This is a genomic window from Pseudoalteromonas haloplanktis ATCC 14393, assembly GCF_000238355.1.
GTDB classification, from domain to species: Bacteria; Pseudomonadota; Gammaproteobacteria; order Enterobacterales; family Alteromonadaceae; genus Pseudoalteromonas; species Pseudoalteromonas haloplanktis.
Window position 1 is genome coordinate 22,532 of the sequence record NZ_AHCA01000014.1, and the last position, 18,248, is coordinate 40,779.

The following is an 18,248-nucleotide window of genomic DNA, read 5'->3' on the forward strand; positions in this document are numbered from 1 at the left end:
CCTTTAAACGCTATTATGGGCCCTAAGTTTGGATGAGGGTTTGCTAAAATGCAAAATGAGTTAGTGCTATTACATGGTTGGGGAATGAACCAAGGTGTGTGGCAAGTGATTTTACCTGAGTTAGAGTTTTTACACAGCGGGACTGTACGGTGTTTAGATTTACCTGGGTATGGGAATAACCACCAATGTCCGCTCCCTTACAATTTACATGATGCCGCAAAGCAGTTAAGTGAGCAGTTGCAGGCCAATTCGACGCTAATGGGTTGGTCACTGGGGGGCTTATTTGCAATGTATATTGCGAAACATTGGCCTGAAAAAGTAGCCAAAGTACTCTTAATTGCGTCAACCCCATTTTTTGCAGAGAGTGATGATTGGCCTGGCATCAAAACTAATGTATTAGCTGCTTTTAAAGAGCAGTTAGTCATGCATCGTGAAAAAACCATAGAACGGTTTTTGGCGATCCAAGCTATGGGCAGTGACAGTGCTCGTGATGATATAAAACAACTGAAAAAGCTGTTAAATGAATACCCAGCCCCGCAAGGAAGTGCCTTAAGTGGTGGTTTAGATATTTTGCAGCGTGATGATTTACGTGAGGCTTTTGCCAATTGCCCGGTGCCAATTCGCGCTGTGTTTGGTCGCTTAGATGCGTTGGTTCCATACCGCGCTGTAGCTAAAATGCAGGCATTAAACAGTGACTTTGAGTACGAAGTGATAGATAAAGCATCCCACGCACCTTTTATCTCTCATAAAAGAGAATTTTTATCCGCCATCAAATCAATGCTTTAAAAATTAACTCTAGAAAGGCTCGAAAAACTCCGTAGGAAAGCTTTATTTTGGCTGTTTTATGAGCGATAATTAATCAATCTACAATTGGTGGAGGTGTAGCATGCCAATCGGATCTGTATTTAATAACGGTGTTGAAGGCTTTAATCGTGCCAGTCAGGGTATTGAAAAAGCCAGCGCAGAAATAAATCGCGCCAGCATTGAACAACAAGATGATGCTCAGCTGGCTCAGCAGCGTCAACTACAAGCCGCTCGCCCAGAAGAGGCCGTAACTGCGCCTGTATCGCAGCCTGCCCGTATAGACGAGGCTTTGGTAAACTTAAAAGTTGAAGAGTTTAATGCCAAAGCCAATACGCAATCAATTCAAACCGCCGATGAAGTGTTGGGCACTTTAATTGATGTGCGAGTTTAACTAACCATGAATATTGTCACGCCATTTCCAAGTATTAATATAAACACCGCAAATGTTTATACAGAAACGGCTAGGCGTGACAATCAGCTGCGTGAAGTTATTCCGCCTCCAGCCGCTACAAAACCAAGTAATGCTGAAAATAAAGCCCTTGGCGATAATGAAAAAGCAAAGCAGCCTGGCACTAACGAAAGCGCCACATATGATGCTAAAGGGAAACTTGCTGACGAAAAGGTAATTCAAGAGCGTCAGCAAAGTGATGCACAGCAAGATCCTGAGCAAAGTGAAGAGCAGCAAGACGCTAAAAAAGAAGCGCAACAACAAGAGCAAACGGCACAACAAGAACAGCAAGATGCTGAGCAAATAAAAGAGCTTAAAGCGCGTGATACAGAAGTGCGGATTCATGAACAAGCGCATGCCTCTGTTGGGGGTCAATACGCCGGCTCTCCTAGCTATGAATATCAGCGTGGCCCCGATGGTACTAATTACGCTGTTGGTGGTGAAGTACAAATAGACGTTGCTGAAATTGAAGGTGATCCACAAGCCACGATAGAAAAAATGCAAACGGTTCGTGCCGCGGCACTCGCACCAGCAGAACCTTCTGGCGCTGATCGCGCAATTGCTGCTGATGCAACGCAAAAGCTTGCTGCAGCGCAGGCTGAGTTAACAAATACAGAAGGGGAAAATAATACTCAAGCTGCGTCACTCAAGACCGAAGACGCATTGGAAATAGATGAGCCCGTAGAGTCTACGACATCAGAAATCACTAAACGTGATAGTGAGGTTGATCAGCGTGCGGTACGCATTGCACAGTTTTATCAAGCGGCGATCTCACCTTATGGACAATCAGGCTTTTCTGCGACTATATAAACTTTCTTGTAATACCTGCCTTTGAATCTTAAAAAGTGAAATTAAAATAAACCAGTAACCTCCAGTGTTTCTCAATAGTATCCGCAACATTAAGTTTTAGTTATTTTAAAAGGGTTTGCGAGCAAACTTAATCTGCGAATCCTTCTTTATATAACTCTTTTTAATACTAAATTACTTTTTTAAATAACTAGGTTATATAGATACAAAAAGATACATTTGTTATCTATTTGCACGAAAACTGCGCCTGGTGTGACTTTGTTGTTGTTGGTTTGTTAATTTTGTGTGTTTTTCGGTGCTTTGTAAAATTGACCGTTAAAACAACCCTCTGTATATCTGATCCTTGCTAAATGTATTTAGCATTAACAGGAATAATTCAAAGCAGGATATCTGCCTAACAAACGAATTTAATAGGATGAATATGCAACCGTGCAATAATAAGAAAATGCACTTAAAGAAAAGCTCTCTCGCAATTTTGACTGCAATTTATGTGGGAGCCACTGGTTATGCGGCAGCAGAGCCAGGTTTTAAGAAAGTGCCGAATACAAGTTTATATGAACCTACATTTACAGCTGAAGATATCGCAAATTATAAAGCGCAAAAAGAAGCAAACCCAAACACAGGTCTATTACGAGGCAGTGTTGGTCGATTAAACCAACAATATCAAAGCCAGCAGCCAGAAAATGTTTTTCAGCCACAAGACGGTGTTACAGGATTGCAGACTTATATTGTGCAATTAGATGACGCACCCGTTACAAGTTATAACGGTGAATTACAAGGTTATGCTGCGACCGCCGTTAAACAAACACGTTCAGTTATGGTGAAAGAACGAGTAAATCTTGCTTCAAAAGATGTTCGCTCTTATCAAAATTATTTGAAACAACGCCAAACCTCTATCTTAAGTAACGCTCGAGGTCAGGGTGCAAGTATAGAAGTTAAGAAACAATTTACATTGGCAAATAATGCCGCAGTTGTTGAAATGACACAGCAAGACGCAATGTTACTTGCGCAGCAAAGTGGTGTGAAACGTATTACCCCTAACCGCATTTTTGAACTGCGCACAGATCGCGGACCTGAATTCATTGGTGCTGAGCAAATTTGGCAAGGCAATAATGATATCGGCGGCGTTGCAGCAAAGGGTGAAGGCATGGTTGTGGGTATTATAGATACCGGTATCAATACTGACCATCCAGCCTTTGCTAGCGACGCAGAGTACGCCAAGATGAATCCGTTTGGTGCAGGTAACTTTGTCGGTGATTGCGAAGTGGATGAAACTCTATGTAACGATAAGTTGATAGGCGTACGTTCATACCCTGAAATTACAGCTGCAAACAGTGACTATATTTTTGATCGAAATGATCGCCGTCCAGAAAATGGTGAAGATTATAATGGTCATGGCTCACATACCGCTAGTACCGCTGCAGGTAACACTTTAGTGGATACACCCCTGCAAGCTGCAACAGGTGATAAAGTAAGCGATGGTGAAAATATGCCATTTTCTTTTGAGCAAACAAGCGGTGTGGCTCCGCGTGCTCATATTATCGCTTATCAAGTCTGTTGGGCGGGTAATGCGGGTGATCCCTATTCTGGTTGCCCTGAATCCGCGATTCTTTCTGCTTTTGAGGATGCCATTGCTGATGGCGTAGATGCGATTAACTTCTCAATTGGTGGTGCTGAGGGATTCCCATGGGAAGATCCTATGGAATTGGCTTTTTTAAATGCACGTAAAGCTGGAATTTCAGTTGCTGCCGCTGCTGGTAACTCAGGTCCTTCATACTATACAGCTGATCATGCTTCACCTTGGGTAACGACTGTCGGTGCATCAACACATGACCGTGTTTCATCATTTGGTGACAAGTCATTAAGTGGTTTTCAAGGCGAGAAAGCGCCTAGCACTGCTGTCATGGAAGGTAAAAGTTTTTCAGGTGGCTTAACCGGTCCCGTAGTACTTGCGGAAAGCTACGCAGATCCTGATGAGACAGATAGCTATACAGCCGCATCATGTAACGTACCATTTCCAGCTGGAACATTTACAGCGGATCAAATTGTTATTTGTGAACGAGGTGATGCACCACGTGTTGAAAAAGCGAAAAATGTTGCCGCCGGTGGTGCTGGTGGCTTCATTTTACAGAATATTAGTTATTCAGCGAATGATATTGCGACTGATAATTATGTAATACCTGGTATTCACTTGGCTGCGAACGTTCGTTCACAATTAAGAAATTGGGTAAAGGCTAATCTGACAGGGGAAGCAATTGCAACAATTTCTGATGCTGTAAATACATATACATTTGATCCTGAGGCTGGGAATGAACTGGCAATCTTTAGCTCAATGGGGCCTAGCAGAACGAATAATACCTTAGTACCTGATTTAACCGCTCCCGGTGTTGATATTTACGCTGCAAATGCGGATGAACAACCATTTACAGCAAATCCACGGGCGTCTGATTGGACATTTATGAGTGGTACCTCAATGGCTGCGCCACATGTTACAGGTGCTATGACATTGTTAATGCAACTTCATCCAGATTGGACGCCTGCAGAAGTGCAATCAGCACTGATGATGACTGCACATAATGTAAAGATTATGACTAACTCAGGTTTGATTGACCCTTACTATAACTTTATGGCGGGTGCCGGTGCGATTAATGTAGCTGACGCGGCTAAATCAGGCTTGATCATGGATGTGCCGCTTGAGGATTATGAAGCTGCTAATCCTAATAATGGCGGTATAGCAAACTGGTTGAACTTACCTTCAATGGTAGAAATGGATTGTGAGTTAACGTGTAGTTGGATGCGTACTGTGACAGCAACCCAAGATGGTAGCTGGAATGCAGAAGCCTTAGCATGGACTGCCGATGGTCGTCGCGAAGAAGCCGGCGTATTTGCAACTGTTACACCAAGCCAATTTGATCTTAAAGCGGGCGAGTCACAAGATATTTTGGTGACGATGACATTGCCTAATGTAGTTGAACATAAGCTTGATCCCGTTGATGCTGGTGAGCCGTGGGATATAGTTCAAAATTTAGGTGCTTCCTTTAATGGTAAGGTAGTGTTAAAGGAAATAAATGGCGCTGCACCAGATGCACATTTACCAATTGTGGCAAGTAATAACTTAGATGAGCTGCCATTATCAGCAGAAATTCATATGGCGAGAAATAAAGCCAGTGAGACAATAATTGTAAATACTGATAGTTACAGTCAATTTACCCCACGTTATTATGGTTTAGTACAGCCAACAGAATCTTCATTTGAAATCGAAGCGGTTGCACCTTTTGTAACTTTAGATCGCATTGAAACAGGTTGGAATATTCAATTTATTGATGTACCAGAAGGCACAAAGCGACTGGTTGCAAAGGTTACTGATACAGAGCAATTGACTTCATTAGGTGATATTCAAGACCCACGTTTTCAACGCAGCTATGCGCACTTAATGATAGGTGCTGATCGCAATAATAGTGGTGGCTTTATCCCTTCACAAGAGGAAATTGATTCTAACCCAGGTGCAATAAAAAATGCGCTCTATGATGAGATGGTTTGTTACTCATCAAGTAATTCAGAAGCTAATTATTGTAACATTATTGATCCTGTACCAGGTAAATACTGGGTTGTAACGACTAATCTAGGCGGCTTACGTGGTGAAAACTACAAAGCCACAATGCATTATGCGTTAGTAATGGATGATTCAGATACTGGCAATTTATCAGTGTCAGGTCCTGCATCTCATGACGGTAATGGTAATTATAGCTTAGACATTAATTGGGATATTGCTGATGCACAGCAAGGTGATATTTACTACGGTGGTTTTGACCTTGGAGATATGCCAGGAGCTGAAGGAACCTTAGGGTTTACATCTTTAGATTTACACCGTGATGAAGATGCGATCACATTAGATGTTAGCGCTGATAAAGCGCGTAGCATGGATGTTATTGATGTAAATGTTAAGCTCAAAGCAAATGCAGAATCACACCCAAGGGCTTACGACTTAACTGTTAATATACCTGAAGGTCTGCGCCTTGCGAGTGATACATTAAAAAGTAACAATCCAGAAGTTGCTGAATTAATCTCGGTTGATGGTAATAAACTTACGATTAAAGGGGAGCAGTTAAATACTCGTAATGTGGAGCGAGAATATAAAGTTACAACGAATGTAACGGATTCAATGTGTCACACTCCACTGATTGATGAGTATTCTACAGGTGGTTATATAGACTTACATGGAGAGTTTGGTATGCAGCCTAATGCTGATTGGTATTTGGGTAGCTCAAAGGATTACTTTGATGTCCCAACTGATTGGTTATTCTGGCTTGATAATGCTAAGTTCAACTTGTACAACCAAGCTAATATGAATGAAATCCGTATGCATGCAGTTGGTGTCTTATAATTAACGCCTTACTCTTGGATAATGGATCAACATCGTGGCCCTGGGTTCTTATTAGAAGCCTTAGCACCGTTCTGGCGTGGTTCGTTTGAAGTTGAATATTTACGTCATCCAACAGATCCAAAAGGTTTAACGCTTGCTTCTCAATATGCAAGTGAACGTCCTGATTTAGGTGACCTTGTGTTCCTTGAGTTCGACAATGTTACAGATAGTAATACTTCTGAAACATTTGACTATGAAGTAATTTTGCGTAGTGGCATTGATGACCATCCAGGTATGCATGAAATGATTTTTGCATACGATAACTTGGGTGCAGGTGTTGCCGAAGGAGCAATTTTTGTTGAAGGTGGTGAAGGTAAGTACTCTAAAAATGCCGGTTTTAAAAATGGCAATTTATTTGAAATGCTAGGCTATAACGACCTTGATAAATTACTTCATGATGATCTTGTGGTGTGTTTTGACTATGTCGGTCCTGAACAAAGTGAAGTTAGCCTTAGCTTTAAAGTTGCAGTACAGCCTGAAGCGAAAGGTACATTACAAGATATTACGCTAGATTATCAATTAGCCAATGGTGTCACTGAAACAATTACACACTCAGTTTCAGTACAAAGCAACCTGAAAGTATCAGCACTTGACGATATGACAGTGGCTGAAAATGGTCGTATTGACGGTATTGAAGTGATGGTACTGGATGCTGATCAATCACCTAATGAGCTTGTAATCACAGGTGAAGGTATTTCAGCAGAAGTAAATGGCATGTCATTTAACCTGATCCCTGATCCACATTTCTTTGGTGAAACGTATGTCACTGTAACCGTGCAAGATAAAGCTGACCCAACTGATAAAGTAAGCACTGAGTTTATGCTAACGGTTGTTTCAGATGGTATCGATGCGCCTGCAACAATTGTTGAGATTGCTGACAAAACAGTTATGGAAGATGGCGTACTTGAAGCAATCACAGTTGCACTATCGCGTGAAACCGATGAAGAGTTTACTCTTTCTGTAGCGGCCGATAATGCAACAACGACAATAAATGGTATGGAGTTTAGCCTTAAACCAGATGCTGGTTTCTATGGTGAAATACCCGTTGTTGTGACGCTTACTGGTACTGAGAACGTGTTAACCACTGAGTTTATGGTTACAGTAACGCCAAGCGATCTTGCGATTGTGGAACTTGCAGATATGACAGTGATCGAAAATGGCAAGCTAGAAGACATTAACGTTGCATTATCGCGTGAGACTGACGAAGAGTTTACTCTGTCTGTTACGGCGCAAAATGCAGCAGTAGTTGTCGATGGTATGTCATTTAGTATTGAGCCTACCGCTCATTTCTTCGGTAATATTCCAGTAATGGTGACATTAACCAGCGGTGCAAAATCGTTGACTACAGAGTTCACCTTATCGGTTATTTCTGATGGTATTGAGTTGGGTTGTACGTATCCAGAAGCGACTAACTTTGATCCTGACGCTAATAGCGATGATGGTAGCTGTATTTATCCTGAAGTCGAGGATGAAGAAGACAGTGGTTCGTTTGGTTATTTGATGTTGTTACTACTACCACTGCTTAATGTGCGTCGTCGTAAATAATGATTATTGAATAGCTCGGTCAGTGAAAGCTGATCATATATCAGATAAAAAGCCGCGAGTGTGAATTCGCGGCTTTTTCTGTTGTAGAAACAAAAAGAAGCTGTTACTTTTGCTGCGATTTTTACTATGGAAGACAATTAAATGAAATATGCAGTAATCGCAGGAGCTTTATCGCTTTTTTCAATCACCGCTGCGGCAAACCAAACATCAGGCTTAAGTTACGACTATGTCGAAGTTGGCTATGCAAAAATGGACGTAGATGATTTAGATGATCTCAGTTTTGACGGTTATGCCGTTAAGATCAGTAAACAGCTTAGTGATAATTGGTACTTGACCGGTATGTATGCGAGTACATCAGATGAGATGTCAAATAGTGTCTCTGAGGATTATCGTGATATTTATCAAAATGGTGAATATGTAGGAACATCAACCCTTAATACACAAGGGACACTCGACGCTGAATTTACTCGGATCGAACTCGGCGCAGGTTATATTCAACGCTTATCGGCAGTTACTAATATAGATTACAGTATTAATTTAGGTAAACTTAAATATAGTACCGATTTTGATTTCACCGTTGAAGAAAGATTTAATGGTCAAGTGTTTTCATCTTCTGAAGAAGGTTATTCAGATTCAGATAGTGCAGATATTCTTTCAGCCAATATACAAATTAGACATTTATTAACGGACAAATTTGAAGTAAATGCAGGGGTTGGCTATGAGCGTTTACATGATGAAGAAAGTGATAATAATCTAGTGTTAAAAGCGGGTGTTAATTACACCTTAACTGAAAAAGCAACTTTGGGTGCTTCATACCGTTATGTTGATGAATATGCAGATATCGCAGCGACTTTACGTTATTACTTTTAATCTTGAAATAAAAAATTACAATCGCTGCAAATAGATTTTGTGGCGATTTTAGTATGGAAGACAATTAAATGAAATATGCAGTAATCGCAGGTGCTTTATCTCTTTTTTCAATCACCGCTGCGGCAAACCAAACATCACTTTTAAGCTACGATTATGTTGAAGTAGGCTATGCAAAAACGGACATCAAGAGCTATGATAAAACGGATGTAGACCGCTCAGGTGCGCCTAGTTATGGTGGGTATATTATAAACCTCAGTAAACAATTTTCTGAAAATTGGTATTTTACAGGCTCGTACTCTCAAAGTAGCGCTGACTATTCATACGTTGCTAAAAACTTGTCTTCACCTTTGCCTGATGGGACTTATTCAAGCGATGTTATCGATACATATAGCAGTGTCATCGATATGGAGCTAACACGTTATAGCCTTGGCTTTGGGTATATTCAGCATTTTTCAAGAGAAACTTCTGTTGACTATGCCTTGAAATATGGGAAAAGTAAGATTAAGACTGAGGAAACACTTATACATAGACTTGAATCTGATGGTAATGTTTTTGATGTTTCAAAAAAATACTATGAAGATTCAGAAACAGCTGACTCCTTTGAAATAACTGCACAAATTAGACATTTATTGACCGAACAATTTGAAGTAAATGCAGGCTTTGGTTATGAGCGTTTGCATGGTGTAGGTGCTGGTTATGTACGCTTACATGATGAAGAAAGTGAAAATAACCTCCTGTTAAAAGTAGGTTTAAGTTACGCAGTTACTGAAAAAATAACGTTTGCTGCTTCCTACAGTTACACAGGTGAATACGCTGACATCGCAGCAGCGACTTTACGTTATTACTTTTAAATCTGATTTAAATTGAAAACGCCACAAACTAAGTTTGTGGCGTTTTTGTTTACGAGCTATTTTTTCACTTTGGCATTGGCGAAAGCATCGGCAAAGGCATTGCCCATCATCGCATTACCGGTATCGCGTTTTGGTTTAGCGGCGCGAGGTTGCTGAGCATTACCACGATTATTTTGCGACTTTTGGTTAACTGATGGCGTTGATTTATTGCTGGTATCAATATCATCATCTAAACGCATGGTAAAACTAATACGTTTACGAGCGGCATCTACTTCCACCACTTTAACTTTCACAATATCGCCAGCTTTAACCACTTCGCGCGGATCAGAAATAAACTTATTAGTAATTGCTGAAATATGCACTAGGCCATCTTGGTGTACACCCACATCAACGAACGCACCAAAGTTAGCAACGTTAGACACTACCCCTTCTAAAATCATGCCTGGTTTTAAGTCATTGATGGTTTCTACGCCGGCTTTAAATTCGGCGGTTTTAAAATCAGGACGAGGATCGCGGCCGGGCTTATCAAGCTCACTGATGATATCGGTGACAGTCGGTAAGCCAAATTTCTCATCAGTGTAGTCGTTAGCGACTAACTTATTAAGGAGCTCAGAATTACCTATAAGTTGAGTAACATCAAGGTTATTTTTCTCACAGATACGTTTAACAACAGGATAAGCTTCAGGGTGAACCGATGACTTATCAAGTGGATCGCTGCCATTGCTGATTTTTAAGAAGCCCGCGGCTTGCTCAAATGCTTTTGGCCCTAAACGTTCTACTTTCTTAAGCTCTGAGCGTTTAGCGAATGAACCGTTAGCATCGCGATAATTAACAATGTTTTGCGCTAAAGTTTTGTTCAAACCGGATACGCGAGCAAGTAATGGCACTGAGGCCATGTTTAAATCTACACCGACTAAGTTAACACAATCTTCAACAACCGATGTGAGCGTTTGACCTAGCTGACTTTGCGATACGTCATGTTGATATTGGCCTACACCAATTGATTTTGGCTCTACTTTAACAAGCTCTGCGAGTGGGTCTTGCAAGCGACGTGCAATAGACACAGCGCCACGTAACGATACATCTAAATCGGGGAATTCATTGGCTGCAAATTCTGACGCCGAGTATACAGACGCCCCAGCTTCGCTGACCATAATCTTATTTAGTTTAAGCTCGCTATTCGCTTTGATGAGTTCAGCAACGAGTTTGTCTGACTCACGAGAGGCCGTGCCGTTACCAATAGCAATCAGCTCAACTTTGTGCTGGCGACATAATTGTTCTAGCGTACGTATTGATTTATCCCAATGATTTTGTGGCGCATGTGGGAATATTGTTTGTGTCGCCAATAATTTACCAGTGCTATCGACGACTGCGATTTTACAGCCTGTACGTAGGCCAGGATCAAGGCCAAGTGTAGTGCGTGCGCCAGCAGGTGCTGCCATTAATAAGTCTTTTAAATTTTTCGCAAATACATCAATTGCACCGGTTTCGGCTTTTTCGCGCATGGCTGCTAAAAATTCATTTTCTAAATGCAGACCAAGTTTAATTTTCCATGCCCATTGTACAACGCTAAGCAACCATGCACTTGCTGCTTGGTTATTAATATCAAGGCGATAGTGATCTGCAATCATTACAGCACACATTTGAGCTGGGTTTTCTGAACTTGGCTCAGGGTTAATACTCAGCTGTAAAACTCCTTCATTTCGAGCACGAAGCATAGCTAATGCACGGTGCGAAGGCACTTTCTTAAGAGCTTCTTGATGCTCAAAGTAATCACGGTATTTAGTGCCTGCTTGTTCTTGACCTGCAATAAGGCTTGCTTCAATTTGGCCATGTTGGCTAATGTGACTGCGAAACTTAGCAAGCAGTTTCGCATCTTCAGCAAAGCGCTCCATAAGAATAAACTTAGCGCCATCTAGCACTGCTTTTTCATCGGCAAAACCCGCTTCAGGGTTTAAATAACCTGCGGCCTGTTGTTCTGGATCTAATGAGGCGTCATTAAACAGGGCATCAGCTAACGGCTGTATACCTGCTTCGATCGCGATTTGCCCTTTAGTACGGCGTTTTGCCTTATAAGGTAAGTACAGATCCTCTAACTCGGTTTTACTATCTGCATTATTAATATCTGCCGCTAAACTTGCCGTGAGCTTATCTTGAGATTCAATGGTTGTTAAAATAAAAGCTCTACGCTCTTCTAGTTCACGTAAATATGATAAACGCTGTTCGAGTAAACGTAATTGAGTATCGTCTAATCCGCCCGTTACTTCTTTGCGGTAGCGAGCGATAAAAGGCACGGTTGAACCTTCATCGAGTAATTTTGTAGCAGCTATAATTTGTTGCTCTTGGGCGTTCAGCTCAGTGGCTAAACGTGCAGAGATATTGCTCATGCAAAAACCTTATTAAACAATTTGAAGACCAGAACGAGAGTTTTGGCGTAATGAATTGCCTGAATAATATCACAGCAACGCACAATAAAAAGGCCTTAAAGTATGCTTTAAGGCCTTTGCTGTAAAGATAATGACTACTTACGAAATACGTAAATAGTTAAAAATTAATGTGGGTGCTCAATATGCTCCATTACTTCACTAAAAGAGTGGGCGATAGGGCTAATATGAACAGGGATTTGCAATGTTTTTGCAATCTCACGAGCAGAGATCAAGCCACAAATTTCATTATGTACACTAGTAACTAATAAAAACATAACACCGGCTTGCTCCATTGTTTGTAATGCATCACCAACACATGCATAGCTTAAGCTTTGCATACTGACACCTGTTAAGTGGCTAAGTGGCGTCATCACGTGACGCAAGCTGATTTCAGCACGAGAAATATTCAAACGCTGTGCTAAAATCATTACTTTTGAGCTTTGTAGATCAGCACTAGATGCGATCCCTAGTAATTTCTCTTGGTCATCAATTACTAAAATAAAACCGGTATGTTGACTGGTTATTTGTTTTAGTGCATCAACAATGGTGGTTTCATAATGCGCGCGAAGCGGATCTTTTTGAGTGAAATTATTAACCATAGTTAAAGCCGGAGAAGTTAAATCAATTAACGGCTGAGTTTCACGGTAAGTGTGAGATAAAACGCCTTCAGAAATATTTTGAGTACGAAGCTCTTTAAAGTTAGTCATAGTAATCACCAATTATGTTATTAAATTTAATAAAGTTTTAAGCAGTAAATTAAATCAAATAACTTGGTGGACCACGCTGGTAAGCTTGGCTAAAAGGTTGTGTTAAAGTAGTGCTCACATAAAGTGATAAAGCATTTTCAGGGAGTGGTTGAAGCACCCTGATAGAGAGTCCGTCAACGTGTGTATCTAGGTCAACGTCAGGGGTAGTTTGCTCTGCTGTGTCACAAACAAAGTAGTGTGGGGTTGGAGAAGCTAATTCTTTAGAATTGGTAACGTCATGCGCAAATGAAGTCAAACTCACACTTACTAAAAGTGTGAATAACATGGCATTACTAATTATGCGATGTATTGCGTTTGACATGACAACGACCTTCCAATTCTGAACTCAAGTGCGAAATGCTTGACTTGAGTATCTTTAGTTATAGTCTACAAATTCACTTTAGACAACCAATAATTAATCTTATCTGAATAATAAATCGAATGTGTTGCTTGCTCTGTCTTACACGTTTTAAGAGCCTGGGTAGTAAATACTGTTAACGTACCACTCTTTCTTTCCTTGTGGGGTTGTGACATAAAATTCATCATCAACTTGCTTGTTTAATAGTGCACGTGCCATTGGAGAATCAATGGAAATATAATCTTTGCGGTCATAAATCTCATCAGGGCCGACAATTCTAAATTTAAGCACTTCACCTTGCTCATTTTCAATTTCCACCCAAGCACCAAAAAACACTTTACCAGCTTGTTGTGGTGAGTAATCAATTATTTTTAGATCTGGCATACGTTTACGCAAATACCGAACACGGCGGTCTATTTGTCGTAGTAAACGCTTATTGTATTGATAGTCTGCATTTTCAGAGCGATCCCCCAAACTTGCTGCCCAGCTCACTATTTTAGTGACTTCAGGACGCTTAACATTCCATAAGTGATCATGTTCTTGTTGTAGTTGTAAATAGCCCTCTCGGGTAATTAAATTGGTTTTCACGTTGCAATTTTTACTTTGGGAGACACGTACGCAAGGTATAAAAATCTCGTTGCCTTGTCGAGCTGATTTTTACGATCTTTTATATTTATGGTGCCTTGAAATGTTCAGTAACAATCTAGTGAGCTAATTAGTTTTTTATTATCAAGTTTTTCATTTATATTAATCAGTAACAGTAAAAACAATAAGAATGAAATTAATGGGACATGAAACTACAAAAGTATTAGTCGTTGATGATGATATGCGCTTACGCGGCTTGTTAGAGCGCTACTTGGTAGAACAAGGATTTATTGTACGTACAGCGGGCAACTCAGAACAAATGGATCGCTTACTAGAACGTGAAAACTTTCACTTAATGGTGCTCGATTTAATGCTTCCGGGCGAAGATGGCTTATCTATTTGCCAGCGCTTACGTCAAAAAGAAAATGAAATCCCCATTGTAATGCTGACCGCTAAAGGTGATGAAGTTGACCGAATTATTGGTTTAGAACTTGGCGCAGATGACTACATTCCAAAGCCATTTAATCCACGCGAATTATTAGCTCGTATTAAAGCCATTTTGCGCCGTCGCGCAAAAGAAGTACCTGGGGCGCCTGCTGCAGAAGAAAATGAAATTACGTTCGGGGAATTCTCACTTAATTTAGCCACGCGAGAAATGAGCCAAGGTGACAAGACCATGTCGTTAACCAGTGGCGAGTTTGCGGTATTAAAAGCGTTGGTGACTCACCCGCGAGAGCCGCTAAGCCGTGATAAGTTAATGAATTTAGCTAGAGGGCGTGATTACAGTGCGCTAGAGCGTAGTATCGATGTACAAGTATCGCGTTTGCGTCGGATGATTGAAGTCGATGCGGCTAATCCTCGCTATATTCAAACCGTGTGGGGCTTAGGCTACGTATTTGTACCTGATGGTGAAAAATAGTCTGCTATGAGTATGTTTCCCAAGAGTGCATTTGGACAAACAGTGTTTTTGGTAGCAGCATTATTGTTGATCAACCAAGTAGTATCTTACATCACTGTGAGTCTATACGTAGTTAAACCGACCATTGAACAAGTTAATCTGATTTTAGCCAAGCAGATCAAAACCGTGTTTATAGATTGGGAAGATGGCGTTGAGATCAGCGATGAAGTATCGAATAAGTTTTTTGAAATAACGGGTATCGAAGTCATGACTCAGCGCCAAGCGATGAGCGAGGGACTTGGCCAAACTCGTGAGTATTCAATGCTATCACGCAGTATGTCTGAGCAATTAAATGGCTCTGCCCGAGTGCGTATAAGCCAAACAGATCCGTTAGTATATTGGGTTGAAGCACCGCAAGCCCCTGGTTACTGGGTTAAAGTTCCTCTGACTGGTTTTAAAGAAAACAACCTCGAATTTTTGACCTTCTATTTATCCAGTATCGGTTTTTTAAGTGTGCTTGGTGGCTGGCTTTTTGCTCGTCACTTAAATCGACCATTAAAAGCATTGCAGCAAGCGGCTGTTAAAGTAGGTGTTGGTGACTTTTCCACTAAACTTGAAGAACATGGTTCAACTGAAGTGATTGAGGTAACACGGGCATTTAATCAAATGTCACGAGGGATTGCTGCACTTGAAAATGACCGTCGATTATTGATGGCGGGTGTGTCTCATGATTTACGTACGCCACTGACACGCATTCGCTTAGCCACCGAAATGATGTCGGATGAAGAAGACTACCTGCGAGAAGGGATTATCTACGACATTGAAGATATGAATGCCATTATCGATCAATTTATTGAGTATTTGCGCCACCACAAACGTGAAGAGCTCGCGCTTGAAGATCTTAATGCGATTGTTTCAGAAGTGGTGCACTCAGAGCAAAAACATCAACGTACTATCACCTTTCGCGAAAACCCTAGTATTAGTAATATCCCTTTAAGTATGGTGGCAATTAAACGCGTTGTTACCAACATGATTGAAAATGCGATACGTTATTCGGATGGCGATATTGAGGTTGAAACGGCGATCAGCAGTGATAAAAAATACGCTGTGGTGATGGTAAATGATCATGGCCCCGGTATTCCTGAGAGTGAACTAGAAACTGTATTTGAACCCTTTAAACAAGGTGATGCAGCCAGAGGCAGTGAAGGTAGCGGCTTAGGTTTGGCAATTATCAAACGCATAATTGATATGCACGGTGGTAAGGTAAAATTAGTAAACCGCCCTGAAGGCGGTTTAAGTGCACAAATTTATTTACCTAAGTAGCCTTTAGCCGTAAGCAACTTAAAGCTTACGGCTTAAAACTTATGGCTACCTTTAAAGCGCTTTAAATCTAATTGCTGTGCCGCCGCTGGTGGCAAGTTTCAGCGTTAGCTTATCTGTTGCTGTAACAATGCGTTTTTCGATTTTTAAATCGTAAGGGTTGTTCTTCCACTCGGCTTTGTCACCATCACGGTAAATGTGTGCTTCAAACTTTTTACCTTGCTCTAAAAAGTCGAGTTCAACTTCTATGCTACGGGCTTGCTCATCGGTGACTGCGCCTAAGTACCAATCGTTACCTGAATAGTGATCACGTTTGCGCTCTTTACGAGCAAATACTACGTAGTCGCCAACTTCCCCTGCGATAGCGATACTTTGTTGCCAATCAGTGGGTACGTCTTGAATAAACTGGAAGGCATCAGGCTTGGCCAAATAGTTACGCGGTAAGTCAGCGGCCATTTGAATTGGGCTATACATTACAACATATAAAGCCAGTTGCTTCGCTAAAGTGGTTTGTGGGCGATTAGTATCAGCGCCTAAACCATTAAAACTCATATCAAAAATACCCGGAGTAAAATCCATCGGCCCTGCCAGCATACGAGTGAAGGCAAGCATTGGAATATGTTCAGGTGGATTAGGTGGTGTGCCCCAAGCATTAAATTCTTGGCCGCGAGCACCTTCACGAGCGATCCAATTTGGATACGTACGGCGCAGGCCGGTGTCTTTAATTGGCTCATGGGTATTAATGCTGAGCTTATGTTTAGCGGCTAGTTTGATACTGTGAAGGTACTCGTTAACCATAAATTGGCCGTCATGCCATTCTTTTCGAACAATACCATTGTCGTCAATGCGTTTGATATTACCGCCATCAGCAACGTATCCTGTCTTCACTTGGCTAACGTTGGATTTTTCATAGAGTGCGTAGGCATCTTCCATTTGCTTGCGGTAGTTTGTAACGTTACCAGATGTTTCGTGGTGGCCAATCAGTTGTACACCTTTTTGTTTACCGTAACGAGTAAGTTCAGCAATATCAAAATCATCGTAAGGTTTGGTAAAGCTAAATACATCGCCATTAAAGAACCAGTCGCCATCCCAGCCAATATTCCAGCCTTCCACTAACACACCATCAAAACCGTATTTAGCGGCAAAATCCATGTAACGCTTTGTCTCGCTGGTAGTGGCGCCGTGTTTTTCACCGCTCCCCCAAGTATTTTCATTGATGTGCATGCCCCACCAAATACCGACATACTTCCCTGGTTTAACCCATGACACATCACCGAGTTTATTGGGTTCATTGAGGTTTAAAATAATATCTGAGTTGATCAAATCAACGGCTTTTGCACCAATTTGAATGGTACGCCACGGTGTATTAAACGCGCCGTGTTTTTTTACAGCGATGCCATCAGACCAAGGAGTTAAATCGGCTTGTAAAGTACCTGGGCGACGTTGATTTAACACCATACTGGCGTAATCAACTAGCGCTGCTTCGTGAATACTGACATGCACTCCATCGGCATTTTTAAAAGTAAATGGTGTGTGTACCAACGCGGCATCGTGTAATGGCGTGGTGTTATATGCGTATTCATAGCGATTCCAGCCACGCGCCGGGATCCACCATGCAGTGGTTTTATCAGCACCGGCAATTGCAAACTCAGTAAGCTCTTTGGTGATTTCTATGTTTTCAAAACCTACTTGTTTAGGTACTTCGTAGCGAAAACCTACGCCATCATCAAATGCTCTAAAGCGTACGGTGTAAGTAGCTGCGTGTGGGGCCGATTTGCTAAAAGTAACGGCCACTTCATTATGCTGATCAATAACGGTTTCGCGTTCTCCCCAAGGTTGTTGCCATTGGCTATCATGTTGGGTGTTTTGTACGTCGATGATTTTAAACCCTTCAGCAAAGGCGGCTTGCTGTTTAAATTCAAAACCAAGCACTGAGTTTTCGATGATATCTTTGCCGTTAAAGCTGATTTTATAGCTTGGCATTATTTGCTGATCTGAAATGGTTATTTTTATATTTCCATTCGGAGATTGAATTGTCGCGTCTTTAGCAAAGCAAGCGCTTGAAAATCCTAATAGAAGTAGCAAAGGTAATCGCATAGCTGTTCCTTGAGGTGTAACCTAATTGAATCATTTAGCATAAAACGCCAGTGCTTTTATTACGAGATGG

14 protein-coding genes are annotated in these 18,248 nt (G+C 41.3%); 9 read left to right on the top strand and 5 right to left on the bottom strand.

Going from position 1 to position 18,248, the window contains the following annotated elements; all coding sequences use genetic code 11:
• Positions 1 to 48: 48 nt before the first annotated feature.
• From bioH to PHAL_RS0119660, 7 genes are all read left to right on the top strand, one after another.
• The gene (gene bioH, locus PHAL_RS0119630; RefSeq protein ID WP_016710140.1) at positions 49 to 786 is read left to right on the top strand and encodes a pimeloyl-ACP methyl ester esterase BioH; all 738 of its coding nucleotides are present in this window, start codon (positions 49 to 51) and stop codon (positions 784 to 786) included.
• Positions 787 to 886: 100 nt separating this feature from the next.
• Positions 887 to 1,195, top strand: coding sequence for a hypothetical protein (locus tag PHAL_RS0119635; RefSeq protein ID WP_016710141.1), 309 nt, complete (start codon positions 887 to 889; stop codon positions 1,193 to 1,195).
• Between the two features lie 6 nt (positions 1,196 to 1,201).
• Complete coding sequence (locus PHAL_RS0119640) at positions 1,202 to 2,062, top strand: putative metalloprotease CJM1_0395 family protein (RefSeq protein ID WP_016710142.1); 861 nt, start codon at positions 1,202 to 1,204, stop codon at positions 2,060 to 2,062.
• A 418-nt stretch (positions 2,063 to 2,480) separates the two neighbouring features.
• Positions 2,481 to 6,443 carry a S8 family serine peptidase gene (locus PHAL_RS0119645; RefSeq protein ID WP_016710143.1) on the top strand — a complete coding sequence of 1,321 codons (3,963 nt, stop codon included), beginning with the start codon at positions 2,481 to 2,483 and terminating at the stop codon, positions 6,441 to 6,443.
• Positions 6,444 to 6,464: 21 nt separating this feature from the next.
• A complete protein-coding gene (locus tag PHAL_RS23650; RefSeq protein ID WP_016710144.1) occupies positions 6,465 to 8,027 on the top strand; it encodes a GlyGly-CTERM sorting domain-containing protein in 1,563 nt (520 codons plus the stop codon).
• Between the two features lie 141 nt (positions 8,028 to 8,168).
• Positions 8,169 to 8,897 (top strand): outer membrane beta-barrel protein, encoded by a 729-nt coding sequence (locus PHAL_RS0119655; protein ID WP_016710145.1) that lies wholly within the window; start codon positions 8,169 to 8,171, stop codon positions 8,895 to 8,897.
• Positions 8,898 to 8,965: 68 nt separating this feature from the next.
• Positions 8,966 to 9,748 (top strand): outer membrane beta-barrel protein, encoded by a 783-nt coding sequence (locus PHAL_RS0119660; RefSeq protein WP_016710146.1) that lies wholly within the window; start codon positions 8,966 to 8,968, stop codon positions 9,746 to 9,748.
• Between the two features lie 56 nt (positions 9,749 to 9,804).
• On the opposite strand, the gene PHAL_RS0119665 is transcribed toward PHAL_RS0119660, so the two are convergent.
• The 4 genes from PHAL_RS0119665 to greB form a co-directional block, all read right to left on the bottom strand.
• On the bottom strand, positions 9,805 to 12,135 hold the full coding sequence (locus PHAL_RS0119665) for a Tex family protein (protein WP_016710147.1): 2,331 nt from the start codon (positions 12,133 to 12,135) through the stop codon (positions 9,805 to 9,807).
• 164 nt (positions 12,136 to 12,299) lie between these two features.
• Complete coding sequence (locus PHAL_RS0119670) at positions 12,300 to 12,881, bottom strand: CBS domain-containing protein (RefSeq protein ID WP_016710148.1); 582 nt, start codon at positions 12,879 to 12,881, stop codon at positions 12,300 to 12,302.
• 49 nt (positions 12,882 to 12,930) lie between these two features.
• On the bottom strand, positions 12,931 to 13,242 hold the full coding sequence (locus PHAL_RS0119675) for a hypothetical protein (RefSeq protein ID WP_016710149.1): 312 nt from the start codon (positions 13,240 to 13,242) through the stop codon (positions 12,931 to 12,933).
• Between the two features lie 147 nt (positions 13,243 to 13,389).
• Positions 13,390 to 13,866: a transcription elongation factor GreB gene (gene greB, locus PHAL_RS0119680; RefSeq protein ID WP_016710150.1), complete on the bottom strand. Its 477-nt coding sequence runs from the start codon at positions 13,864 to 13,866 to the stop codon at positions 13,390 to 13,392.
• Positions 13,867 to 14,062: 196 nt separating this feature from the next.
• On the opposite strand from greB, the gene ompR reads away from it, so the two are divergent.
• On the top strand, positions 14,063 to 14,782 hold the full coding sequence (gene ompR, locus PHAL_RS0119685) for an osmolarity response regulator transcription factor OmpR (protein ID WP_029216262.1): 720 nt from the start codon (positions 14,063 to 14,065) through the stop codon (positions 14,780 to 14,782).
• A 6-nt stretch (positions 14,783 to 14,788) separates the two neighbouring features.
• On the top strand, positions 14,789 to 16,084 hold the full coding sequence (envZ, locus tag PHAL_RS0119690) for a two-component system sensor histidine kinase EnvZ (protein ID WP_016710152.1): 1,296 nt from the start codon (positions 14,789 to 14,791) through the stop codon (positions 16,082 to 16,084).
• Between the two features lie 51 nt (positions 16,085 to 16,135).
• Here the strand turns inward: envZ and PHAL_RS0119695 are convergent, their stop codons facing one another.
• Positions 16,136 to 18,178 (bottom strand): glycoside hydrolase family 97 protein, encoded by a 2,043-nt coding sequence (locus tag PHAL_RS0119695; RefSeq protein ID WP_016710153.1) that lies wholly within the window; start codon positions 18,176 to 18,178, stop codon positions 16,136 to 16,138.
• Positions 18,179 to 18,248 lie beyond the last annotated feature (70 nt).